The organism is Brachybacterium sp. UNK5269, assembly GCF_049266655.1.
Lineage (GTDB): Bacteria > Actinomycetota > Actinomycetes > Actinomycetales > Dermabacteraceae > Brachybacterium.
Genome location: NZ_CP184883.1, coordinates 1,127,968 through 1,151,062, shown reverse-complemented (window position 1 = coordinate 1,151,062; position 23,095 = coordinate 1,127,968). Strand labels below are relative to the sequence as shown.

General features: G+C 73.5%; 18 protein-coding genes and 1 pseudogene. All 19 read right to left on the bottom strand.

Features of this window, described 5'->3' with window-relative positions:
- Positions 1-184 precede the first annotated feature (184 nt).
- Positions 185-3,746: pseudogene (gene dnaE, locus ACOJUI_RS05265) on the bottom strand (DNA polymerase III subunit alpha).
- A 181-nt stretch (positions 3,747-3,927) separates the two neighbouring features.
- Positions 3,928-4,869: an SMP-30/gluconolactonase/LRE family protein gene (locus tag ACOJUI_RS05260; RefSeq protein ID WP_422117037.1), complete on the bottom strand. Its 942-nt coding sequence runs from the start codon at positions 4,867-4,869 to the stop codon at positions 3,928-3,930.
- A gap of 122 nt (positions 4,870-4,991) precedes the next feature.
- On the bottom strand, positions 4,992-6,041 hold the full coding sequence (locus ACOJUI_RS05255; protein WP_422117036.1) for a hypothetical protein: 1,050 nt from the start codon (positions 6,039-6,041) through the stop codon (positions 4,992-4,994).
- 46 nt (positions 6,042-6,087) lie between these two features.
- Positions 6,088-6,819, bottom strand: a complete 732-nt coding sequence (locus tag ACOJUI_RS05250; protein WP_422117035.1) for a hypothetical protein — start codon at positions 6,817-6,819, stop codon at positions 6,088-6,090.
- A 34-nt stretch (positions 6,820-6,853) separates the two neighbouring features.
- Positions 6,854-7,780 carry an RluA family pseudouridine synthase gene (locus tag ACOJUI_RS05245; RefSeq protein ID WP_422117034.1) on the bottom strand — a complete coding sequence of 309 codons (927 nt, stop codon included), beginning with the start codon at positions 7,778-7,780 and terminating at the stop codon, positions 6,854-6,856.
- Positions 7,777-8,382 (bottom strand): signal peptidase II, encoded by a 606-nt coding sequence (lspA, locus tag ACOJUI_RS05240; RefSeq protein ID WP_422117033.1) that lies wholly within the window; start codon positions 8,380-8,382, stop codon positions 7,777-7,779. The genes ACOJUI_RS05245 and lspA overlap by 4 nt, the downstream gene beginning before the upstream one ends.
- On the bottom strand, positions 8,379-9,074 hold the full coding sequence (locus ACOJUI_RS05235) for a DivIVA domain-containing protein (protein ID WP_422117032.1): 696 nt from the start codon (positions 9,072-9,074) through the stop codon (positions 8,379-8,381). Before ACOJUI_RS05235 ends, lspA begins: the two co-directional genes overlap by 4 nt.
- 93 nt (positions 9,075-9,167) lie before the next feature.
- The gene (locus ACOJUI_RS05230) at positions 9,168-9,458 is read right to left on the bottom strand and encodes a YggT family protein (RefSeq protein ID WP_422117031.1); all 291 of its coding nucleotides are present in this window, start codon (positions 9,456-9,458) and stop codon (positions 9,168-9,170) included.
- A gap of 8 nt (positions 9,459-9,466) precedes the next feature.
- Positions 9,467-9,955: a cell division protein SepF gene (locus ACOJUI_RS05225; protein WP_422117030.1), complete on the bottom strand. Its 489-nt coding sequence runs from the start codon at positions 9,953-9,955 to the stop codon at positions 9,467-9,469.
- Between the two features lie 176 nt (positions 9,956-10,131).
- On the bottom strand, positions 10,132-10,866 hold the full coding sequence (pgeF, locus tag ACOJUI_RS05220; protein WP_422117029.1) for a peptidoglycan editing factor PgeF: 735 nt from the start codon (positions 10,864-10,866) through the stop codon (positions 10,132-10,134).
- A complete protein-coding gene (gene ftsZ / locus ACOJUI_RS05215) occupies positions 10,863-12,179 on the bottom strand; it encodes a cell division protein FtsZ (protein WP_422117028.1) in 1,317 nt (438 codons plus the stop codon). Before ftsZ ends, pgeF begins: the two co-directional genes overlap by 4 nt.
- A 218-nt stretch (positions 12,180-12,397) precedes the next feature.
- Positions 12,398-13,135, bottom strand: a complete 738-nt coding sequence (locus tag ACOJUI_RS05210; protein WP_422117027.1) for a cell division protein FtsQ/DivIB — start codon at positions 13,133-13,135, stop codon at positions 12,398-12,400.
- Between the two features lie 298 nt (positions 13,136-13,433).
- Complete coding sequence (gene murC, locus ACOJUI_RS05205; protein WP_422117026.1) at positions 13,434-14,951, bottom strand: UDP-N-acetylmuramate--L-alanine ligase; 1,518 nt, start codon at positions 14,949-14,951, stop codon at positions 13,434-13,436.
- 35 nt (positions 14,952-14,986) lie between these two features.
- Positions 14,987-16,078, bottom strand: a complete 1,092-nt coding sequence (gene murG, locus ACOJUI_RS05200; protein WP_422117025.1) for an undecaprenyldiphospho-muramoylpentapeptide beta-N-acetylglucosaminyltransferase — start codon at positions 16,076-16,078, stop codon at positions 14,987-14,989.
- A complete protein-coding gene (gene ftsW, locus ACOJUI_RS05195) occupies positions 16,075-17,451 on the bottom strand; it encodes a putative lipid II flippase FtsW (RefSeq protein ID WP_422117024.1) in 1,377 nt (458 codons plus the stop codon). Before ftsW ends, murG begins: the two co-directional genes overlap by 4 nt.
- Positions 17,448-18,956, bottom strand: coding sequence for a UDP-N-acetylmuramoyl-L-alanine--D-glutamate ligase (murD, locus tag ACOJUI_RS05190; RefSeq protein ID WP_422117023.1), 1,509 nt, complete (start codon positions 18,954-18,956; stop codon positions 17,448-17,450). Before murD ends, ftsW begins: the two co-directional genes overlap by 4 nt.
- Positions 18,953-20,053, bottom strand: a complete 1,101-nt coding sequence (gene mraY, locus ACOJUI_RS05185) for a phospho-N-acetylmuramoyl-pentapeptide-transferase (protein ID WP_422117022.1) — start codon at positions 20,051-20,053, stop codon at positions 18,953-18,955. Before mraY ends, murD begins: the two co-directional genes overlap by 4 nt.
- Positions 20,050-21,522 (bottom strand): UDP-N-acetylmuramoyl-tripeptide--D-alanyl-D-alanine ligase, encoded by a 1,473-nt coding sequence (locus ACOJUI_RS05180; protein ID WP_422117021.1) that lies wholly within the window; start codon positions 21,520-21,522, stop codon positions 20,050-20,052. Before ACOJUI_RS05180 ends, mraY begins: the two co-directional genes overlap by 4 nt.
- Positions 21,523-21,524: 2 nt before the next feature.
- On the bottom strand, positions 21,525-23,090 hold the full coding sequence (locus ACOJUI_RS05175; RefSeq protein WP_422117020.1) for a UDP-N-acetylmuramoyl-L-alanyl-D-glutamate--2,6-diaminopimelate ligase: 1,566 nt from the start codon (positions 23,088-23,090) through the stop codon (positions 21,525-21,527).
- Between the last annotated feature and the right edge of the window lie 5 nt (positions 23,091-23,095).

Genomic DNA, 23,095 nt, shown 5'->3' with positions numbered 1-23,095 from the left:
CACCATGGAGGCGGACCCCCATCGCGGCGCGTTCCTTCGCCGTGACCACGACTCGATCACTCCGGGCCATGACCTCGAGCAGCACGCCATGCCGGACAGCTATGCCGACGCGATCCACGCGTCACCCATCGAGGCCACAGCCCCCGGACCGGCGCCCTCCCTCCGGCGGGCACCATCCGCCCCGTCACTGCAGGCAGCTCGGGCCCAGCAGCGCCTTCAGCGAGGCGTACAGCGCGGCCGACGGGGTGACCGAGAGCCGCTTGTCGAGCTGCATCAGCGTGGTCCCGGCCCGGCTCCTGCAGGCGCACCCGCACCTCGCTCGAGCCGGGATTGTCCTCGAGCACCCCGCGCAGCTGCTCGGCGACCCGCGTGGTGGCGCGCATCGCGGGCAGCGCGATCACCACCGGTCCGTCAGGGCTGCCGCCGGTCTCCGGGATCGTCATCTCCATCACCCGCAGCTCCGGCATGCCCTTGGAGGTGTCCACCCGGCCCTTCATCGAGACGATCAGGTCCTCGGCGAGCTCGGTGGCCACGGTCTGGTACGTGGAGGGGAACATCAGGCAGTCGATCGATCCCTCGAGGTCCTCGACGGTCGCGATCGCCCACATGTCGCCCTTCTTGGTGGTCTTGCGCTGGAGGCTGGTGATCAGCCCCGCGATCGTGACCATAGCCCCGTCCTCGACCGCGCCGTCGTCGGCCAGCGCGCTGATCGAGGTGCTGGAGTTCTGGGCGATGACGTGCTCGAGGCCGTACAGCGGATGGTCCGAGACGTACAGCCCCAGCATGTTCCGCTCGAAGGCGAGCTTCTCCTTGCGGTCCCATTCGGGCAGGTCGGGGATCACGATGGTCGCGGCGGAGCCGGTGGCCATCTCGGTCCCGTCCTCGCCGGCGCCCGCGAACATGTCGGCGAACAGGTCGTACTGCCCCTGGGCCTCCTTGCGCTTGACGTCGACCACCGAGTCGACGGCGTCCTCATGGACCAGCACCAGCGAGCGCCGGTTCGCGCCGAGGGAGTCGAAGGCGCCGCCCTTGACCAGCGACTCGATGGTGCGCTTGTTGCACACCGACAGCGGCACCTTGTCCAGGAAGTCGGTGAAGGAGGTGAAGGCGCCCTTCTCCTCGCGGGTGCGGATGATCTCCTCGACCACGTGGGCGCCGACGTTGCGGATCGCCGAGAGACCGAAGCGGATGTCGTCGCCGACGGCCGAGAAGTACAGGTCGGACTCGTTGACGTCCGGCGGCAGCACGGTGATCCCGCGGTGGCGGCAGTCGCCCAGGTACAGGCCCAGCCGGTCGCGGTTCTCCTGGGTGGAGGTCAGCAGCGCGGCCATGTACTCGGTGGGATGGTTCGCCTTGAGGTAGGCGGTCCAGTACGAGATCACGCCGTAGGCGGCGGAGTGGGACTTGTTGAAGGCGTAGTCCGCGAAGGGCATCAGGGTCTCCCACAGCGCCTTCACCGCGGGGGCGGAGTACCCGTTCTCGAGCATCCCCGCCTCGAAGGAGGCGTACTGCTTGTCCAGCTCCGCCTTCTTCTTCTTGCCCATCGCGCGGCGCAGGATGTCGGCCTGCCCCAGGCTGTACCCGGCGACCTTCTGCGCCGTCTGCATCACCTGCTCCTGGTAGACCAGCACGCCGTAGGTCTCCCCGAGGATCTCCGCGAGCGGCTCCTCGAGCTCGGGGTGGATCGGGGTGATCTCCTGCAGGCCGTTCTTGCGCAGCGCGTAGTTGGTGTGGGAGTTCATGCCCATCGGTCCCGGGCGGTACAGCGCCGAGACGGCGGTGATGTCCCCGAACTGGTCGGGCTTCATCTGCCGCAGCAGGGTGCGCATGCCGGAGCCGTCCAGCTGGAACACGCCGAGGGTGTCCCCGCGCTGCAGCAGGTCGTAGGTGGCGGGGTCGTCGAAGGGCAGCGACTCCAGGTCCAGCGGCGGCTTGCCGTTGCGCTCCATGTTCTGGACCGCGTCGGAGAGCACGGTGAGGTTCCGCAGGCCCAGGAAGTCCATCTTGAGCAGCCCCAGCGTCTCCAGCGTGGGGTACTCGAACTGGGTGATGATCTGGCCGTCGGAGGGGCGGCGCATCATCGGGACGATGTCCATCAGCGGCTCGCTGGACATGATCACCGCGCAGGCGTGGACGCCCCAGCCGCGGGTGAGCCCCTCGACGCCGGTGGCGATCTCGACGACCTTCTTGACGTCGGGGTCCTCGTCGTGGAGGCGGCGGAACTCGCCGGCCTCGGCGTAGCGCTTGTGCTCGGGATCGAAGATGCCCTTGAGCGGGATGTCCTTGCCCATCACCGCCGGCGGCAGCGCCTTGGTGAGCTTGTCGCCCATCGCGAAGGGGTAGTCCAGCACCCGGGCGGCGTCCTTGAGGGAGTTCTTCGTCTTCATCACGCCGTAGGTGATGACCTGGGCGATGCGGTCGTCGCCGTACTTGCGCTCGACGTACTCGATGACCTCGCCGCGGCGGCGGTCGTCGAAGTCGACGTCGAAGTCGGGCATCGAGACGCGGTCGGGGTTCAGGAACCGCTCGAACAGCAGGCCGTGCTCGATCGGGTCGAGGTCGGTGATGCGCATCGCGTAGGCCACCATCGAGCCGGCGCCGGAGCCGCGGCCCGGTCCCACCCGGATGCCCTGCTCCTTGGCCCACTTGATGTAGTCCGAGACCACCAGGAAGTAGCCGGGGAAGCCCATCTGCAGGATGACGCGCACCTCGTAGTCGGCGCGCTCCTGGACCGCATCGGGGATGCCGGCCGGGTAGCGGTACTCCAGGCCCCGCTGGACCTCCTTGACGAACCAGGACTCCTCGTCCTCCCCGGGCGGGGTGGGGAAGTTCGGCATGTAGTTCGCGCCGTCGTCGGTGGTGCGGAACGCCACCTCGCACATCTCCGCGATGCGCAGCGTGTTGTCGCAGGCCTCGGGGAACTCGCGGAAGAGCTCGCGCATCTGCTGGGCGGACTTCAGGAAGTACCCCGAGCCGTCGAACTTGAAGCGGTCGGGGTCGTTCAGGCGCGAGCCGGAGTTGATGCACAGCAGGACGTCCTGGATGGTGGCGTCGGCCTCGGTGACGTAGTGGAGGTCGTTGGTGGCCACCAGCGGCGCGCCGATCGCCCGGCCCACCTCGAGCAGGTCCTTGGTGACCCGCCGCTCGATGTCGAGCCCGTGGTCCATCAGCTCGATGAAGTAGTTCTCCTTGCCGAACATGTCCTGGAACTCGCCGGCGGCCTTGACGGCCTCGTCGAACTGTCCCAGCCGCAGCCGGGTCTGGACCTCGCCGGAGGGGCAGCCGGTGGTGGCGATCAGCCCGTCGGCGTACTTCGAGAGGATCTCGCGGTCCATGCGGGGCCACTTGCCCATCTGGCCGTCGAGCGAGGCCGAGGAGGCCAGGCGGAACAGGTTGTGCATGCCCGGGGTCGACTTCGACAGCAGGGTCATGTGGGTGTAGGCACCGCGCGCGGAGACGTCGTCGCCGGCGGCCTGCTGCTCCTTGGTGCCCCACTGCACGCGGGTGCGGTCGTGGCGGCTGGTGCCGGGGGTCACGTACGCCTCGACGCCGATGATCGGCTTGATGCCGGCCCCGGTGGCGGCGCGGTAGAACTCGTAGGCGCCGAAGAGGTAGCCGTGGTCGGTGATCGCCACCGCCTTCTGCCCCAGCCGCTGCGCCTCGTCGACCAGCTTGTCGATCTTCGCGGCCCCGTCCAGCAGGGAGTAGTCGGTGTGGACGTGGAGGTGCACGAAGTCGTCGGACATGCGATCCAGCGTAGCCCTCGGGGGTGCCGCACGAGCGCTCAGGAGGGGTCGGTGAGGTCACCCCGACGTGCCCGGCGTGTCGCCAAGGCGGTGCTCGACGCGCAGGACCCGAAGGCGGCGTGCCCCGCGATGATCCGGCACCAGCCCGGCGCCATCCCTCGCCGGTGCACAGAGGGCCCGTTCAGAGATCGACGACGGCGATCGCCGCCTCGTGGAGGCTGCCGAGCCAGACCCGGCCCTCGTGCTCACGGACACCGGTGACCATGTGGTACGGCGTCCGCTGGGCCTCCAGGTCGACGTCGACGTCATGGATCAGCTGTCCCTGGTCGTCGTAGGCCTGGACCCGTACGGTCCTCTGCGGTGCCGGCTGCAGCCTCGGGGGCAGTCGGGTGGCGAGCCGCCGCAGCAGCATCGGCCCGGTCTGGAGGCGTTCGACGACAGCATCGCGCGGGCTGGCGATGGTGACCCAGATCAGGCCGTCGCTGCCGCGCGCGATGTTGTCGGGATACCCGGGAAGGTCGCTGCAGAGCAGGTCGCGCGTACCGGCGTTCGGGCCGGTCAGCCAGTGCCGGACGACGGTGCGGGCGCCCGTCTCGGCGACGGCGACGAAGTCCTCCGCACGGGACAGCGCAACCCCGTTGGCGAAGGCGAGGCCGTCGAGGACGACGGTGACGGTGCCGTCGGTGTCACGGCGCAGCAGCCGCCCCGTGCGGGTGTTCCGCAGGAAGTCCGCCTTCCAGTCGACGATCCCGAACTCGGTGGAGGAGTCGGAGAACCAGATGGCGCCCTCGGAGGAGATCGCGGCGTTGTTGCAGAACCGCATCGGGCGGCCGTCGACATCACCGGTCACTGCCTCGACGGCCCCGTCGCGGGTGTCGACGCGCAGCAGCCCGCGGTGCGCGTCGCAGACCAGCAGCCGGCCGTCGACGTCGATCTCGAGGCCCAACGGCCGCCCCTGGGTCCGGGCGACCCGGTCGACCGTGGCGCCGTCGTGGCTGACCCGGAAGATCGAGCCGTCCGACGTTCCGGTGAAGACGGCGCCCTCGTCCCGGCCGGAGCGGCCGACGACGACGTCCTCGGCACCGAGGCCGGGGACCGGGTGGACGGTGAGGGTGCGGCTCATGGCAGCACAGTAGGTTCGCCCGCGATCGGACGACAAGCCCTCCGGGAACTGCTGGGACTGCCGTGACTGCGGCACGGGGCGGTGTCGCCTCACCCCGACACCTCAGCAGGCCCGCCGACCGGTCACCAGGGCGCGGCGACCTCGGCGTGGGTGCGCAGGATGCCCTCGGTGGTGCCCTGCGGGGCGCGGCCGATGCCGCATTCGGTGGCCACCCCGTACGGCTGCCGGACGGCCGCTCCGGCGGCGGCGATCCGCCGTCGAGCGCCGGCGGCGCCGTCCTCGCGGTGCACGAGGCCCAGGTAGAGCTCGTCGACCGGGGCGAGGTCGGCGAGCGGGGCGAAGTAGGCGGCATCGTCGCGGTCGATCGGCACCGGCAGGTGCAGCCAGGACAGGCGGCGGGCGGTGGCGCTGGTGAGCGCGTTCGCGACCCTGACCAGGTTCGCGGTGTCGGTGGGCTCGATGAAGTGCTTCTCCCCTGCGTCGCCGTAGCAGAGGTGGACGCCGACCTCGACGTCGCCCGGGACCGAGTCGACCAGGGCGGCGAGCCGGGTGACGGCGCCGTCGAGCACGTCGCCGCCCCACCAGGGCTGCATCGGCGCGCCGTAGCCGGAGGCGCCCTCGATGATGCCCATCTCGCTGGCCACGTCCCACTGGATCGCGAGGTCCTGGTGCGGGATGCCCGCGCAGGTCTGCTCGAGCTCCCCCAGGAGCGCGTCGGCGTAGACCGGTTCGATGGCGGCGCGGTCCGGGCCCTGGAAGAAGGAGGAGATCACGGCGACGGGGGTGGGCAGGGAGACCTGGAAGCGGGTCCCGGCCCGGATCACCCCCTCCTCGCGGAGGCGGGCGAACAGCGGGTAGGACTCGAGGGCCGCGGCGGCGTAGCCGAGCGGCGGCAGCACGAGCTGGCCGGCGTCCACGCCGTCGGCCAGGCGCAGCGGGCGGGCGTCGATCCCCGCAGGGAAGGGGATCGGCTCCTCGCCGACGCGCTCGATGCCCTCTGCCTGCCCGAGCACGTCGGGCTGGAACATGATCCAGTGGAATCGCTTGCCGACCTCTCCGTCCGGAATCCGCCGGACGTGGGCGCCGAGGATCTCGGCGACGGTGCGCATGGTCAGCTCGGCGTCGTCGTAGTTCACGCTGCCGGTGAGGTGGGCTCCCTGGGGTTCGCTCATGGGCACAGCCTACGGAGCGGCCCGCCCGCCCGGTGCGCGCCGCGCCTCAGGCGCCGTCCCCCTCGGCCTGCTGCTCGCGGCGCATGTCGGCCAGCAGGGTGTCCAGGTAGTCGTGGACGTCCTCGTAGCTGAGGGAGCGCTCGTCGCGGCGCGGCGGGATGCCGCCGACGAAGGCGCCGCCGTGCCAGGCCATCGAGTCGTCCGGGAGGGTGGGGTCGTCCCCCCGCCACAGGTCGATCGGGATCGCGTGGGCCGCGAGGTCGCGGGCGATGGCGTCGGCCTGCGCCGGCGCACCGGAGCGCTGCAGGACCGAGACCAGCAGGGACTGCGCGGCCCAGGCGAGGGCGTCGGCCTCGGGGTCCTCCCCCGGGTCGACCGACTCCTGGACCAGCGCGATGTAGCTCGCGGCGAGCGCGTCGGCCCCGTCCTCGTAGTGGTCCTTGGCCACCCGCAGCGCGATCCGGGGCACCAGCTCGCGGGCCTCCCAGAGCACGGCCGCGCCCACCAGGGCCATGCCCACGCCGGTGGGGAAGTCCGGATCCAGCGCGATCGGTGTGGAGGGGGCGCGCCCGGCCCGGCGCTCGTCGTCGGCCCGCACGAACGCCTCGGCGGCCCGGGCCACCGCCTCCCGGGCCCGGTCCGGGTCCCGCAGGGCGACCTCCGCGGTCCGCGGATCCAGGCCCAGCCGGCGCGCGACGCGGGCGACCGGGAAGTCGGGCCGGGCGAGCGCCGCATCGCGGGAGGGGGTGAGGGCACCGGGGGTCTGCTTCTCGCTCATCCCCCGACGCTATCGCGAGCGGCGGGCGGCGGGTTCAGGCGGAGCGCAGCGCCTCGAGCGCGCGCTGCAGGTCCGGCGGGTACTGGGAGGTGAAGGTGACCTCGTCCCCGGTGGCGGGATGGACGAAGCTCAGCTCCATCGCATGCAGCCACTGCCGCTCCAGCCCCACCCGCTGCGCGAGGGTCGGGTCCGCCCCGTAGAGCGGGTCCCCCACCAGCGGGTGGTGCAGGGCCGCCAGGTGCACGCGGATCTGATGGGTGCGTCCCGTCTCCAGTCCCACCCGCAGCAGGGTCGCGCCCTGCAGGTCCTCGAGGGTGGTGAAGTGGGTGACGGCGTGCTTGCCGTCGCGGCGCACGGCGAACTTGTAGTCGTGGTTCGGGGAGCGGCCGATGGGCGCCTCGATCGTGCCCTCGCTCTGGTCGGGGGTGCCCTGGCAGACGGCGTGGTACACCTTGCCGACCGCGCGGGCCCGGAAGGCGTCCTTGAGGGTGGTGTAGGCGCGCTCGGTGCGGGCGACGACCATCAGCCCGCTGGTGCCCACGTCGAGGCGGCTGACGATGCCCTGGCGGTCGGGGTCCCCGCTGGTGCGGATGCTCACGCCGGCGGCGGCCAGGTGGCCCAGCACGGTGGGGCCGGACCAGCCGCCGCTGGGATGCGCGGCCACGCCGACGGGCTTGTCGATGACCACCAGGTCGTCGTCCTGGTGGACCAGGCTCATGCCCTCGGCGATCTGCGGCCGCACCTGGGCGGCGGGGCGCTCGTCGGGCAGCTCGACGCTCAGCATGCTCCCGCCCTCGAGGCGCATCGAGCGGGCGGGGACCTGCCCGTCGATCTCCACCAGGCCGGCGTCCAGGAGGTCCGCGGCGCGGGTCCGGGACAGACCCAGCATCCGGGACAGGCCCACGTCCACCCGCTCCCCGGACAGTCCGTCGGGGACCATCAGCAGCCGGGAGGCGCTCATCCGCGCTCCGCCCCGGTGGGTGCCTCGCCGGGCGCGTCCTGCTCGCCGGCGGTGTGCTCGGCCGGGTCGGCGGCCACGCCGAACAGGCTCAGCGCCACGACCAGGATCGCGCCGCCGACGACGGCCATGTCGGCCACGTTGAACACGGGCCAGTTCGGCAGCTCGAGGAAGTCGACGACCGCCCCGCGGAACGGTCCGGGGGGCCGCAGCAACCGGTCGTGGATGTTCCCGAGCGCGCCGCCGAGGATCAGCCCGAGCGCGACGGCGTAGGAGGGCGAGCGGACCGCCTTGACGGCGAAGACCAGCACGCCCACCACGATCGCCATCTGCAGGACGGTGACCACCGGGGTGATCCCGGAGCCCAGGCCCCAGGCGGCGCCGCTGTTGTAGAGCAGCGTCAGCTGCAGGACCTCACCGAGGAAGGGCTGCGGGTCGAGCTCAGGGAGGTGGGCCACCGCCAGATTCTTGGTGATCTGGTCGAGCAGCAGCAGGATCGCGGCGATGATCGCCATCATCGCGAGCACGACGCGGAGGCTCAGACGGCGACGAACGCCGGACCCCTCGGGCCCGGCGCTCGTCGATGCGGTCACGGTGTCGTTCACAGACCGAGGTTCGCCTGCTTGTCCTGCGTCTCGCTGGTGTCGAGCTCGCGCAGCTGGTTCTCGAGGTAGTTGCGCAGCCGGTTGCGGTAGTCGCGCTCGAAGTTGCGCAGGGACTCGATGGTCCTGTCGAGCTCGGCCTTCTCGGTCTCGAGGGCGGCCAGCGTGGCGCGGGACTTCTCCTCGGCCTCGCCGACGATGCGACGGTGCTCCTCGTTGGCCTCGTGGATGAGGCGGTCGCGCTCGTCCTCGCCGTTCTTGACGTACTCGTCGTGCAGACGGTTCGCCAGGGCGATGATGCCGGCGGCGGACTGGTCGGGGGCCGGCTCGGCGGGGGCGGCGCTCGGCGCGGGCTCCTCGGCCGGGGCCTCGGCGACGACGGCCTGCGGGCCCGTGGTCTCGACCTCGGACTGCTCCGCGGGGGAGGTCGGGACGCCGTCGATGACGGCCTCGCCCTCACCGGTGGTGTCGGCGGCGACCGGGCTCGCGGCGGGCGCGCCGGCCTCGAGCTCGGCGATGCGGTTGTGCGCCTCCTCGAGCTCCGTCTTGAGCCGCTCGTTCTCGGCGATCAGTTCCTTCAGGCGAGGCTCGACCTCGTGGTCGAGGAAGTTGTCGACCTCGTCCATGTCGTAGCCCTCGGAGAACCGGACCGGGGTGAACCGCTGATTCATCAGGTCTTCGGGCATCAGAGCCATGGGTCACCTTTTCATCGTTCTGGCGTCGAAAGTGCGCTGTGAGCGCGGTGCCGACAGCCTAGCGGATGCCGGAAGCGCCCCGGACGGGCGGCCTCACATCGACAGGCCGGCGAGCACCCGCAGCAGGATCCACCCGACCAGCAGCAGGATCATCAGGCTGAGGTCGAGGGAGACCGCCCCGAGGCGCAGTGGGGGGATGAGCCGTCGCAGCGCCTTCACGGGCGGATCGGTCAGCGTGTACACGAGCTCGAACAGCACCAGCGCGAGTCCCCGCGGTCGGTACTCGCGGGCGTAGGACTGGATCCACTCCAGCACCAGGCGGCCGATGAGCAGCAGCAGATAGACCAGGACCGCGAGGTAGAGCACTCCGGCGACGAGTTGCACGCAGCGGCTCAGCTCTGGTTGTAGAAGCTGCCCTCGTCGGCAGAGGCGTCTCCGTCGACCTGGACGAACTCCGGGGAGAGCAGGAACACCTTGGAGGTGACGCGCTCGATGGTGCCGCGCAGGCCGAAGACCAGACCGGCCGAGAAGTCGACCATGCGCTTGGCGTCGCCGTCCTGCATGTCCGAGAGGTTCATGATGACGGGGACCCCGTCGCGGAACGACTCGCCGATCGCCTTGGCGTCGTTGTACGAGCGGGGGTGGATCGTGGTGATGCGGTGCATCGACTCCTCCACTGCCGGGGCCATGGCCACCACGTGCGAGTGCTGACGGATCGGGGTCACCTGGGCCTCCCGTTCGGGTGCGGGCTCGAGGCCCCGCTCGGTGCGGCGGGACGGTGCGGCGGCCTCGTCCTGGCGGATCCGCTCGTCCTCGTAGTACTCGTCATCGACCTCGTTGGCGAGGCCGAGTGCGACCATGGCATTGCGCCAGGTTCCCATCGCAGATCTCCCAGTCTGTAGTACGCGCTGACCTGGACTCCGGGGAAGCACGGGGAGTGCGCGGGAGCCCTGTGCCCCGAACGTACCGCAGCATTTTCCGCGGCGCAGGGACGTTCACGGCGTGTCGCCCGTGTCGTCGCCCCTCGCGGCGGTCACAGGGAACGTCCCGCGCGGGCTCAGGCGCGCCGGATCACGCCGGCGAAGCGCCCCGTGCGCGCCTGGCGGCGGTAGGAGTAGAAGCGCTCGTCCTCGAGGGTGCAGGGATGCTCGGCGTCGATGGCCTCCGCCGCGATGCCCGCCTCCTGCAGCACCGCGACCGCCCCGGCGCGCAGGTCCAGGGCCGGTGTGCCCCAGCGGGTGACGGCCCGGGTGGCCGGCAGCTGCGCCGATGCCTCCTCGCGCATCGGCGCGGGCACCTCGTAGCAGGCGCCGCAGATCGAGGGTCCGATGCTCGCGGTGAGGTCCGCCGGCCGGGCGCCGAAGTCCGCCATCGCGGCGACCGTGTTCTGCAGCACACCGCCGAGCAGGCCCTGCCGTCCGGCGTGGGCGACGGCGACGGTGCCGGTGACGGGGTCGGACAGGAGCACCGGCAGGCAGTCCGCGACCATGATCGCCAGCGCCACGTCCCGGCGGTCGGTGACCTGCGCATCGGCGGTGGCCGCGGGGACCGGCCCGTGCGGCGGCAGCACCTGCACGCGGGCGGAGTGCACCTGGGTGACGAAGACGGGCGGCGCGCCGATCTCCGCGGCGAGCAGGGCCCGGTTCCGCTCGACGTCGGCCTCGTCGTCACCGACGTGGCGGGCGAGGTTCAGCCCCGCGTGGTCGCCGCGGCTCACTCCCCCGGCCCGCCCCGTGAACAGGGCACGGGCCCCGCGCAGCCGCGGGGCCCGTGCCAGGAGGGGGTCGGTCACTTCAGGAACGACGGCAGGTCGAGGTCGTCGTCGTCCGTCGGGGGCTCCTCGATGTGCGGCGGACGGGCCGGCTCGGGGGCGCGGGGCGCCTGCTGCGGCGCGGTCCGCTCCTGCTCGCCGTAGGAGCCGCCCTCGGAGTCGGCCTCGTCGTAGGACTCGGCCTCCGGCTCGGGGGCGCTGGGCCGCGAGGGCGAGAACGCCTGCTGCGGAAGACCCCAGGCGCCGGGGGCGGCGGAGGCGCCGGCTCCCGCCGCACCGGTGGAGGGGCGGGGCGCCGGGCGCCGCTCCTGCACGGCCGGGCGCGGGGAGGGCTCGCTGCGCACCGGGGGGCGCTGCTGGTGCACCGGCTCCTGGCGGGTGGTCGGGCCGCCGGCCTCGAAGCCGGCGGCGATCACGGTCACCCGCACCTCGTCGCCGAGGGCGTCGTCGATCACGGAGCCGAAGATGATGTTCGCATCGGGATGCGCCGCCTCCTGGACCAGGCGCGCAGCCTCGGAGACCTCGTACAGGCCCAGGTCGCTGCCGCCCTGGATGGAGAGCAGCACGCCGTAGGCGCCGTCGATCGAGGCCTCGAGCAGGGGGCTGGAGACCGCGAGCTCCGCGGCCTGCAGGGCGCGGTCCTCGCCGCGGGCGGAGCCGATCCCCATCAGGGCGCTGCCGGCGCCCTGCATGACGGACTTGACGTCGGCGAAGTCGAGGTTGATCAGGCCCGGGGTGGTGATCAGGTCGGTGATGCCCTGGACGCCGGACAGCAGCACCTGGTCCGCGGACTTGAAGGCGTCCAGCATCGAGACCTGCTTGTCCGCGATGGACAGCAGGCGGTCGTTGGGGATCACGATGAGGGTGTCGACCTCGGCCTGGAGCGAGGCGATGCCCGACTCGGCCTGGGTCGAGCGGCGGCGGCCCTCGAAGGTGAACGGTCGGGTGACCACACCGATGGTCAGCGCACCGAGGCTGCGGGCGATCTTGGCGACCACGGGGGCGCCGCCGGTGCCGGTGCCGCCGCCCTCGCCGGCGGTCACGAAGACCATGTCGGCCCCGCGCAGCACCTCCTCGATCTCCTCGGCGTGGTCCTCGGCGGCGCGCTTGCCGACCTCGGGGTCGGCGCCGGCGCCGAGTCCGCGGGTGATCTCCTTGCCGACGTCGAGCTTGACGTCCGCATCGGACATCAGCAGAGCCTGGGCGTCGGTGTTGATGGCGATGAACTCCACGCCCTTGAGACCGGACTCGATCATGCGGTTGACGGCGTTGACACCGCCGCCGCCGACACCGACGACCTTGATGACTGCGAGGGAGATCTGGGTTCCGGCCACGTTTTGGGTCCTTGCTCTTGTCGTTCGTCTGGGGAGAGGGGCCTGCGTCGCACCTGGTCGTCGACTCCGGAACCCTCGACCTCGAGTTGAGGTTCGGACTTCGGAGCGCCTCTCCTTTCCTTCGACGCTAAGGACGTGGGCACCCCGGTGCAAACACCACGGGCGCGTGTCGGGCGTGGAGGGCGCGACAGATCACCCGGTCGGGGCGCGGCGGCCCCTCAGCGGGTGACGGGCGCGACCGGCGAGGAGACGTCGATGACGGTGCCGGGCTGGCCCAGCAGCGCCTGGACCACGTCGGCCTTCAGCGCGGCATCGTGCGTGTCGCCCCAGATGACGGTCTTGGTGCCGCCGTCGGCGAGGGCGAGCTCGAGGGTGACGTCGCTCGGGCCGGAGGCGGTCACGGTGCGGATCGCGCCGCGCAGGGGCTCCGGGGTGCCCGCCAGGACCTCGCTCATGGCGGCCGCCGCCCCGTCGGGGTCGCCGGAGCCGGCGCGGACCGCGATCGGGACCAGGTTCGCTCCCTGCCCGGCCGCGGCGGGCAGCTCCCGGCCCCGCGCGTCGACCACCGCGGTGGTGCCGTCGGGTCCGGTCAGCAGCGCGACGGGGGCGGTCTCGGTGATGCTGACCCGCACCCCGTCGGGCCAGACCCGCTCGGCCTCGACGCTCTCGACGCCGGGCACGGCCGCGACGTCCTGCTCGATCGCGCCCACCGGCATCAGCAGCATGCTGCCGCCGGCGTGCGGGGCGACGGCCTCGCGGATCGTCTCCTCCTGCACGTAGCCGGTGCCCTCGACGGTGACCTGCCGGACCTGGAGGGCGGGCAGGAGGAGCACGGTGGCGATGGCGGCGGCGAGCAGCAGCGCGGCGCCAATGAGTGCGGCGATCAGGGCGCGTCGGCGGCGGCGCCAGGGGCGCCGGGTCACCATCCCCCGGAAGCGGTCGCCGGCCTGGACCACGCGCCCGCTCTCACCCTCGCCGGTGGCCGCGGGGGGGGCTCGGCGGCGGACCGGGGGCGGCCGACGATGATCGAGCCCCGGCGCGGGGCCGGTGACGGGGAGGCGGCCGACTGCGCCGAGGCGGCCGAGCGCGGCCGCGACGGGGAGGCGGCCGACGGCGCGGAGCCGGCCGAGCGCGGGGCGGGCCGGGCGGGCGCGGCGCCCGGGTCCGTGGGCGGGGTCGGGCCCTGCGGCTCCGGTGCGGGGGCAGGGCGCGGGCTGCCCGGCAGGGGCCTCGGCGCGATGGGACGGCGCGCCATCAGCGGTGGGTCCGGGCGGCGTCGAGGGCGGCCATCACCGCGGGGGTGGTCTCCACGATGTCACCGGCGCCGAGCATCAGCAGCAGGTCGCCGGGTCGGGCGGCGGCGGCGACGGGGTCGGCCGCGGGCTCGCCCGGCCCCAACGGGCGGACGTGCTCGGCGGCGAGGGCGGTGATGGTGCGGGCGTCGACGGTGGGGTCAGGCTCCTCCCGCGCGCCGTAGACGGGCATCACCCAGGCCTGGTCGGCGGCGGACAGCGCGGTCGCGAAGTCGGCGGCGAAGTCGCGGGTGCGGGAGAACAGGTGGGGCTGGAAGACCACGAGCACCCGACCCGCCTGCGGCTGCGCCGTGACGATGCCGCGGGCGGCGGCCACGGTCGCGGCGACCTCGCGGGGGTGGTGGGCGTAGTCGTCGACCACGGTCACCCCGCCGGCGACACCGGCCACGTCGAAGCGGCGCGAGGCGCCGGTGAAGGCGGCCAGCCCGGCCGCGAGCGCAGCGGGCGCGGCGGCGGGGTCGAGGGCGGAGGCGGCGGCCAGGGCCCCGAGCGCGTTGAGCACGTTGTGGTGCCCGGCCACGGCCAGCTCGGTGCGCAGCGTCCCGCGGGGGGTGTCGACCTCGATCCGGGCGCCGCGGGTCCCGGCGCGCTCCTCGCGCAGCCGCCAGTCGGCGCCCTCGGCGCTGCCGTAGGTCAGCACCGTCGTCCCGCGCTGCGCGGCCCGCCGGCCGAGGGCGTCGGCGCCGGGGTCGTCGGCGCACACCACGAGGGTGCCGCCGGCGACGAGCTGGGTGGTGAGGGCGTCGAAGGCCGCGGTGAGGGTCGCGGCGTCGCCGTGGAAGTCGAGGTGGTCCGGCTCGAGGTTGGTGACCACCAGGGCGTGCGGGGCGAAGGCGAGGAAGGAGCCGTCGGACTCGTCGGCCTCGACCACCGCGGGCGCGAGGGCGGCCTGGTCGGCGGCGTCGGCTCCGAAGCCCGCGTTGCGCCCCAGGTCCGGGACCGCCGCGCCGAGCGCCCAGGCCGGGTCCAGTCCGGCGCCGCGCAGGGCCATCACCGCCATGCCGGTGGTGGTGGTCTTGCCGTGGGTGCCGGCCACGGCCAGCAGCGCCCGGGGCGCGAGCAGACCGGCCAGCGCCGCGGCGCGGTGGATCACGGGGATGCCGCGCTCGCGGGCGGCGATCAGCTCGGGGTTGTCGGCCCGCACCGCGGTGGAGACGATCACCAGGTCGAGGTCGTCGGCCAGGTGGGAGGCGTCGAAGCCGATGCCGATGCGCGCCCCGGCGGCCCGCAGCGGGCCGATGAACTGCCCGTCCTGGGAGTCCGAGCCGCTGACGGCCAGCCCGGCCTCGAGGGCGAGGCGCCCGACGGCGGACATCCCGGCGCCGCCGATGCGGATGACGTGCACCGACCGGACGGTGCGGTCGAAGGGCCAGGTGGGCCGGGTGATGACGTCCCCGGGCTGCAGGACGGTGCGCGGCAGGACCTGCCCGGCGGGTCCGGTGGGGGCGGCGGAAGTCATGACCTCACCGTAGTCGGGTCACCGGGACGGACCGGTCAGGCTCGGCGTGCGACGCCGGTCACGACGTCGGCCATCACCTCGGCGGCGTCGGTGATGCCGAAGGCGCGGGCCGCCTCGGCCATGCTGCGCAGGCGGTCCCGGTCCCCCAGCAGCGGCAGCACCTGCTCGCGCAGGTAGGCGGCGTCGAGCTCGGCGTCGTCGACCATCAGCGCGCCCCCGGCGGCGACCACCGGCCGGCCGTTCAGGGCCTGCTCGCCGTTGCCGACCGGCAGCGGGACCAGCACCGCGGGCAGGCCCACGGCGGTGAGCTCGCTGACGGTGCCCGCGCCGGAGCGGGTCAGCGCGAGATCGGCGGCGGCGTAGGCGTCCTCCATCGCGGGAACGTACTCCACCACCCGATAGCCGGGCCGCGGGGTGAGCCCCTCGGCCTTGCCGCGGCCTGTGACATGGAGGATCTGGGCGCCGGCGGCCGTGAACTCGGCGGCGGCCTCGGCGACGGCGGTGTTCAGCCGCAGCGCCCCGAGGGAGCCGCCGGTGGCCAGCAGCACCGGGCGCTCGGGGTCGAGGCCGAAGCCCCGCACGGCCTGCTCCCGCCGCGCGGCGCGGTCGAGGTGGGCGATGCCCTCCCGCATCGGCATCCCGATCCGGCGGGCGCCGGGGAGGGTCGAGCCGTCGAAGGCGGTCAGCACGGCCGCGGCGCGGCGGGCCCCGAGTCGGTTGGCCAGGCCGGGGCGGCGGTTGGCCTCGTGGACCACCAGCGGTCGGCGCAGCGAGGCGGCGGCGAGGTAGGCGGGCGGGCACACGTAGCCGCCGAATCCGGCGACCACGTCGATCTCGCGCTCGCGCAGCAGGGAGCGCACCGCGCGCACGGCGGCGCCGAGGCGGCCCGGGAAGCGCAGGGCGGCGAGGTCGGGGCGGCGCGGGAAGGGCACCTTGTCGATGGTGACCAGCTCGTAGCCGGCGGCGGGGACCAGATCGGTCTCCAGACCCTCGGGGGTGCCGAGCACGATCACCTCCGCCGCGCTGTCGCGGCGGGTGATCTGCGCGGCGGTGGCCAGCAGCGGGGAGACGTGCCCGGCGCTGCCGCCCCCGGCCAGCAGGATGCGGGGACCGGTGGTGGGGCTCATCGGGGTCTCCTGGAGGTGCTCGAGGTCCGGGTGCTGCGGGTGCCGCGCTTCCCGCGCCGGCGGCGGTTCGGCGCGGCGGACGTCCCGCGCGGGGCGGGCAGCACACTGACCGTGCGACGCACCGACCCCATCCGGGCGCCGATCGCCTCGGCGGCGCCCGGTTCCCGGCGGGCGAAGGAGATCAGCACCCCGAGCGCGGTCATCGAGGCCAGCAGCGCCGAGCCGCCGGCGGAGATGAAGGGCAGCGGCACCCCGATCACGGGCAGCAGCCCGGTGACCACCATCATGTTCACGAAGGCCTGCCCGAGCAGCCAGGCGCTGATGCCGGCCACGGTGATCTGCATGAAGTGGTCGTCGAGGCGGGTGATCATGCGGAACATGACCAGCGCGAGGGCGGCGAAGAGGGCGACCACGCCGAGGGTGCCGATCAGTCCCAGCTCCTCGCCGATGATGGCGAAGATGTAGTCGTCCTCCGCGGCGGGCAGGCGGCCCCACTTCTGCCGTGACTCCCCCAGGCCCACTCCCCACCAGCCGCCCTCGGCCAGGCCCATCAGGCCCTGCTCGGACTGGTAGCAGGAGTCGCCCTCGCAGGTGCCCTTGAGCCAGTTCTCGATGCGGGACATGCGGTTCCCGCTGGTGACGGTCAGCAGGACGACGGCGCCCAGCGCCACCCCGCCGGCCAGCGCGAACCAGCGGCGGGGCACCCCGGCGACCCAGACCGCCCCGGCGACCAGCAGGCCCATCACCAGCGTGGTGCCGAGGTCGTGGCCGAGGACCACCAGTCCGAGGGCGGCGCCCACCCCGGGCACCAGCGGGATGGCGAGGTGGAAGGGCTGGTTCAGCAGGGGGCGCTTGATGGCGAGCACGGCGCCGAGCCACACCGCGAGCGCGAGCTTGAGGAACTCGGAGGGCTGGAGGGTCTGCCCGCCGATGCGGATCCAGTTGCGGTTGCCGTAGACCTCCCATCCCAGCCCGGGGACGTGGACCAGGCACTGCAGGAGCAGTCCGACGCCGAACAGCGCCCAGGCGGCGCGGCCATAGAAGCGCGGCGGCAGGCTCGCGGCGATGATCAGCAGCACCAGCCCGATGCCGGCGAAGCGCCCCTGCCGCGCGAGCCCCGCGAAGCCGGAGTCGCCGCGGGCGATGTTCAGCACCGCCGACGAGGACAGCACCATCACCAGCCCCAGCCCGACCAGCAGCGCACCGATCACGATCAGGGCGTAGAAGTCCAGCGCCGGGGACCGCAGCCAGCTGCCCACGCCCGCGCGGACGCGGTGGCCGATGTTGCCCAGCGGCTGCTCCTCGTCGGGGCGCACGACGCCCGCGGACCGGGGGTCGCGAGTGCCCTCCCGCCGGGTGTCCTCCGTCGTCATGAGCGTTCTCCTGGCAGTCGGGACACGGCCGCCGCGAACAGATCCCCCCGCTCCGCGTAGTCACGGAACTGGTCGATGGAGGCGGCGGCCGGTGCCAGCAGCACCACGTCGCCTGCCGCGGCGAGCGTCGAGGCGGCGTGCACCGCGTCCTCCATCAGCCGGGAGCGTCCGGCGCCGTCGTCAGTCTGGTCCGGTTCGATGCGTCGGACCGGGACGTCGGGGGCGTGTCGCGCCAGGGCGGAGGTGAAGGGCGTCTGGTCCACGCCCAGCAGCACCACCCCGACCAGGCGGTCCCGGGCGGCGGCGACCAGTTCGTCGAGGTCGGCGCCCTTGGTGTCGCCGCCGGCGATCCAGACCACCCGCTCGGCGGCGCGCAGCGAGGCGGCCGCGGCGGCGGGGTTGGTGGCCTTGGTGTCGTCGACGTAGCCGACGCCGTCGATGGTGGCGAGGTGCTGGGCGCGGTGGGCGCCGAGCCGGTAGGCGCGCAGTCCGTCGCGCACCGCGCGGGCGGGCACCCCGTGGGCGCGGGCGAGGGCGGCGGCGGCCAGCGCGTCGAGCACCAGGTGCGGGCCGGCGCCCTGCGGGCCCAGGTGCGCGAGGTCGGCGAGGGTGGCCAGCTCGGCCGCCGCGGTGCGCCGCTCGGCCAGGAAGGCCCGGTCCACCAGCATCCCGTCGACCACGCCCAGCTCGGACAGGCCCGGGGAGCCCAGGGTGATGCCGACGGCGCGGGCGCCCTCGACGACGTCGGCGTCCTCGACCAGGCGCCGGGTGGTCTCGTCGGCGACGTTGTAGAGGGCCGCGACGCGCGCGCCCTCGTAGATCCGGCCCTTGGCGCGGGCGTAGGCCTCGGCGCCGCCGTGCCAGTCGAGGTGGTCGGCGCTGACGTTGAGCACCAGCGCGGCCTCGCAGTCCAGGTTCTCGGTCCAGTGCAGCTGGAAGCTGGACAGCTCCAGGGCGAGCACGTCGAAGCCCTCCGGGTCCAGCGCCGCCTCGATCACCGGCAGGCCGACGTTGCCGCAGGCCACGGCGCGCAGCCCGGCGTGCTGCAGGATCGACTCGAGCATGGTGACGGTGGTGGTCTTGCCGTTGGTGCCGGTCACGCCCAGCCAGGCGGGTCCGTCGGCGGCCTGCATGCGCCGCGCCAGCTCGACCTCGCTCCAGACGGGGATGCCGGCCGCCGCGGCGGCCGCCAGCAGCGGCTGCTCGGGGCGCCAGCCCGGGGAGGTGACGACCAGGTCGAGCTCGCGGTCGGCGGGCAGGGCCCGGGTGTGCTCGGCGCCGAGGCGCACCTCGACCCCGAGCACCTCGAGGATCTGCGCCCGCTCGCGCAGCTCGGGGGTGTCCGAGCCGTCCACGACCAGCACCTGCGCGCCGCGCTGCATGGTCTGGTCGGCCACCGCGTAGCCGGAGACGCCGAAGCCGGTCACCAGGATCCGCAGTCCGCCGACGTCGAGGCCGGGCCAGGGGCGCTGCAGGACGGGGACGGCGGAGGCCGCCGCGGTCATGAGCTCAGCCTCGGCAGCGCATCGAGGTAGAACAGGCCCAGTCCCAGCCCGGCCAGGATCCCGGCCACGATCCAGAACCGCACCACGATGGTGACCTCGTTCCAGCCCTTGAGCTCGAAGTGGTGCTGGAGGGGCGCCATCCGGAACACCCGCTTGCCGGTGAGCTTGAAGCCGGTGACCTGGATGATCACCGACAGCGAGATGATCACGAAGAGGCCGCCGATGACGGCGCCGAGGATCTCGGTGCGGGTGACGATGGTCAGTCCGGCGATCGCGCCGCCCAGGGCGAGGGAGCCGGTATCGCCCATGAAGATCTTGGCGGGCGAGGTGTTCCACCACAGGAAGCCGACGCAGGCGCCGATGATCGCGGCGCACAGCACCGCGGTGTCCAGGGGGTCGCGGGCGCCGTAGCACTGCACCACTCCCCCGGCGTCGAGGTCGACGCTGCACACCTGACGCCACTGCCAGAAGCTGATGATCAGGTAGGCGACCGTGAACAGGATGGTCGCGCCGCTGGCCAGACCGTCGAGTCCGTCGGTCAGGTTGACGCCGTTGGACCAGGCCGCCACCAGGAAGTTCGCCCAGATGGCGAACAGCAGGAAGCCGACCACCGAGCCGGCGAAGGCGAAGTCCAGCCAGGGGATGTCGCGCACGAAGGAGACCTGGGTGGAGGCCGGGGTGTTCCCGTCCACGTCGGGGAACAGCAGCGCCAGCACGGCGAACGCGGAGGCAATGACGAACTGGCCCAGGAGCTTGTAGCGGGGGCGCAGGCCGGTGCTGTCCTGCTGGGAGATCTTCAGGTAGTCGTCGAGGAAGCCCACCACGCCGAGCCCGATCATCAGGAACAGCACCAGCAGCACGGTGACGCTGGGGCTGGTCCACAGCACCAGATGGCTGAGGAAGTAGGCGATCAGGACCGACAGGATGATGGCCACCCCGCCCATGGTGGGCGTGCCGCGCTTGGTGGCATGCGAGGTGGGGCCGTCGTCGCGCACGAACTGACCGAAGCCGCGGCGCTCGAGGACCTTGATGAACAGGGGGGTGCCGAAGATCGACAGGGTGAGGGCGACGGCTCCGGCGATGATGATCGCGATCATGCGTCGTCTCCTCTCGTGGTCGGCGCGGTGGGCGCCGCTCGTCGCTCCAGGTGCTCGACCAGGGGTCGGGCGATCCGGCGCAGGCCGGCGTCGCGGGACGACTTCAGCAGCACGGCGTCCCCGGGCTCCACCGTACGCGCCAGCACGGCGATCGCCTCGTCCACGGTGTCCAGGTACTCGGACTCGCCGCCGAAGCTGCCCTCGAGGCTGGCCCCGTGGTGGATCGCGGCCGCGCCGTCGCCGACGGCGTACAGGGCGTTGATGTTCAGCCGGACGGCGAGCCGGCCGATCTCGTCGTGCAGGCGCACGCTGTCCGGGCCGAGCTCGAGCATCTCCCCCAGCACCGCGATGGTGCGGCGGCCGCGGCCGAGGTGGGCGAGGGTCTTCAGCGCCTGGCGCATCGAGTCGGGGTTGGCGTTGTAGGCGTCGTCGATGACCACGACGCCGCCGACGTGGTGGACCTCCATCCGCTGGCCGGAGGCGAGCTTCGCCCCCTCCAGCGCGGCGGCGGCCGCGGCCGGGTCGACCCCGGCGATCAGGGCGGCGGTCAGGGCGGCCAGCACGTTGGCGGCCTGGTGCTCGCCCAGCAGGTCCGGGCGCACCGGGAAGCGGCCGGCGGGGACCGCGTCCCCGCGCAGGGTGATGAGGTCCTCGGGGACCACCAGGGTGAAGCTCACGCGGGCGGCGTCGTCCAGCGAGAGGTCCTCGCCGCGCACCTGGCCGGTGGTGAAGCCCCAGCTGGTCACGGGGGCCGCGGAGCGCTCCGCCATGGCCAGCACCAGGCGGTCCTCGGCGTTCAGGACGGCACGGCCGCCGGGCTCGAGCGCTGCGACCAGCTCGCCCTTGGCCTCGGCGATCGCCTCGACGCTGCCGAACTCGCCGAGGTGGGCGGAGCCGACGTTGAGCACCAGCGAGAGGTCCGGGCGGGCGATCGCGGTGAGCCGGGCGAGGTGGCCGATGCCGCGGGCGCCCATCTCGAGCACCAGGAAGCGGGTCTCGGCGCTCAGCCGCAGCACCGTCAGCGGCAGCCCCAGCTCGTTGTTGAAGCTGCCGACGGGGGCGATGGTGGGGGCCTGCGCGCCGAGCACGGTGCCCAGCAGGTCCTTGGTGCCGGTCTTGCCGGCGCTGCCGGTCACCGCGAGCACCACCAGCTCGGGGTGCTCGCGGCGGGCGCGCTCGAGCTGCGCGTGGGCGAGGACGGACAGCGCCTCCTGCACGTCGGCGACGCGCACGGCGGGCACCGGGCTGTCGGCGGTGACGAGGGCGAGGGCGGCCCCGGCCCGGTGGGCGGCCTCGAGGAAGTCGTGGCCGTCGACCTGCTCGCCGACGAAGGCGGCGAACAGGTCGCCGGCAGCGACGTCGCGGGAGTCGATCTGCGCACTGCCGGTGACGAGCTCGTCACCGGTCGCGCCGCCGACGAGGGCACCGCCGGTCAGTGCGGCGATCTCTCGTGCCGTGGTCTGGAGCATGCTCAGCGCCCTTCATCCGTGTCGTCGACGTCGGTGCCGCCGCGCGCGGTCAGCGCGTCACGCAGTCGGAGGCGGTCATCGAACGGCTGGACGATACCGCCGATCGTCTGTCCGGTCTCGGCTCCCTTGCCCGCCACGAGGATGGTGTCGGACACGTCCGCCAGGCGGGCGGCCAGATCGATCGCCGCGCCCCGTCCGTCCACCTCGTGGACCTGCGCCTTCGTGTCGGCGGGGATGCCGCCGATCACCGCGGCGCGGATCGCGGCAGGGTCCTCGGTGCGGGGGTTGTCGTCCGTGACGATCACCACGTCGGCCAGGCGGGCGGCGGCCGCGCCCATGGCCGGGCGCTTGCTCCGGTCCCGGTCCCCGCCGGCGCCCATCACGACGATCAGGCGGCCGGTGTCGGGCACCGCGCGCAGGGTGCTCAGCGCCTGGTCGAGGGCATCGGCCGTATGGGAGTAGTCCACGACGCCGCGGATCGGGCTGTGGGCCACCGGCTCCATCCGGCCCGGCACGGTGCCGGCCACCCCGAGCGCGCGGGCGACCCGGGGGCCGTGGTGCCCGACCGCCGCGAGCAGCAGCTCGGCGGCCAGGGTGTTGGCGACGTAGTGGCGGCCGGGCAGGGCGGCGTGCAGGGTGCGGGCGCCGTCCGGGCCGTGGGCGGTGAAGGTGCTGCCGTAGCCGTCGGGGCGGAGGTCAAGGGCGACGTGGTCGGCCTCGACGCCGGGCAGCGTCGCGTAGGTCACCACCGGGATCTCGGCCTCCCGGGCCAGCCGCCGCCCCCAGGGGTCGTCGACGCAGATGACGCCGGAGCGGGCATGGCGCTGCGTGAACAGCTCGCGCTTGGCCTGGTAGTAGGCCTCCATGGTGCCGTGGAAGTCGAGATGGTCCTGGGTGAGGTTGGTGAAGCAGGCGACGTCGACGACGACCTCGTCGGCCCGATGCAGCACCAGCGCGTGGCTGGAGACCTCCATCGCCGCGACCTGCACCCCGTCCTCGACCATGCGGGCGAGGATGCCGTGCAGCTCGGGGGCCTCGGGGGTGGTGCGGACGGTGGCGATGCGGTGCTCGGCGCCGTCGGCGCCACGGTAGCTGGTGCCGCTGGTGCCGATGACGCCGGCGGGGACCGCGAGGGCCTGGAGGGTGCGGGTGACGGCGGTGGTGATCGACGTCTTCCCGTTGGTGCCGGTGACGCCGATGGTCGCGAGGCGCTGCGCGGGCCGGCCCTGGACCAGGGCGGCGGCGGTGGCGGTGGCCGCCCGGGCATCGGCGACGATCAGGGCGGGCAGCCCGGCGGCGCGGCAGCGCTCCGAGCCGGCGGGATCGGTCAGGGCCATGACGGCGCCGCGGGCGGCGGCCTGGGCGGCGAAGTCGGCGCCGTGCGCGGTGGCACCGGGCAGGGCGCACCACAGGTCCCCCGGCTGGACAGAGCGCGAGTCGAGGGTGACCCCGTGCAGCTCGGCGTCCTGCGCGGGCTGCTCGGCGCCGAGCGCGCGGGCGAGGTCGGTCGCGCTCGCGCCGACGGGGCGGCGCGGGCGCGCCGGTTCGGGCTGGTCCTCGGCGCTCACTGCCG

Coding starts and splice junctions, on each gene's coding strand:
- ACOJUI_RS05255 (WP_422117036.1), bottom strand. CDS start 6,041: ATGAGCGAACCCCAGGGAGCCCACCTCACCGGCAGCGTGAACTACGAC.
- ACOJUI_RS05235 (WP_422117032.1), bottom strand. CDS start 9,074: ATGGCTCTGATGCCCGAAGACCTGATGAATCAGCGGTTCACCCCGGTC.
- murD (WP_422117023.1), bottom strand. CDS start 18,956: ATGACCGCGGCGGCCTCCGCCGTCCCCGTCCTGCAGCGCCCCTGGCCC.
- ACOJUI_RS05250 (WP_422117035.1), bottom strand. CDS start 6,819: ATGAGCGAGAAGCAGACCCCCGGTGCCCTCACCCCCTCCCGCGATGCG.
- ACOJUI_RS05260 (WP_422117037.1), bottom strand. CDS start 4,869: ATGAGCCGCACCCTCACCGTCCACCCGGTCCCCGGCCTCGGTGCCGAG.
- ACOJUI_RS05245 (WP_422117034.1), bottom strand. CDS start 7,780: ATGAGCGCCTCCCGGCTGCTGATGGTCCCCGACGGACTGTCCGGGGAG.
- ftsW (WP_422117024.1), bottom strand. CDS start 17,451: ATGACGACGGAGGACACCCGGCGGGAGGGCACTCGCGACCCCCGGTCC.
- murC (WP_422117026.1), bottom strand. CDS start 14,951: ATGACTTCCGCCGCCCCCACCGGACCCGCCGGGCAGGTCCTGCCGCGC.
- mraY (WP_422117022.1), bottom strand. CDS start 20,053: ATGATCGCGATCATCATCGCCGGAGCCGTCGCCCTCACCCTGTCGATC.
- ACOJUI_RS05180 (WP_422117021.1), bottom strand. CDS start 21,522: ATGCTCCAGACCACGGCACGAGAGATCGCCGCACTGACCGGCGGTGCC.
- murG (WP_422117025.1), bottom strand. CDS start 16,078: ATGAGCCCCACCACCGGTCCCCGCATCCTGCTGGCCGGGGGCGGCAGC.
- ACOJUI_RS05225 (WP_422117030.1), bottom strand. CDS start 9,955: ATGGGAACCTGGCGCAATGCCATGGTCGCACTCGGCCTCGCCAACGAG.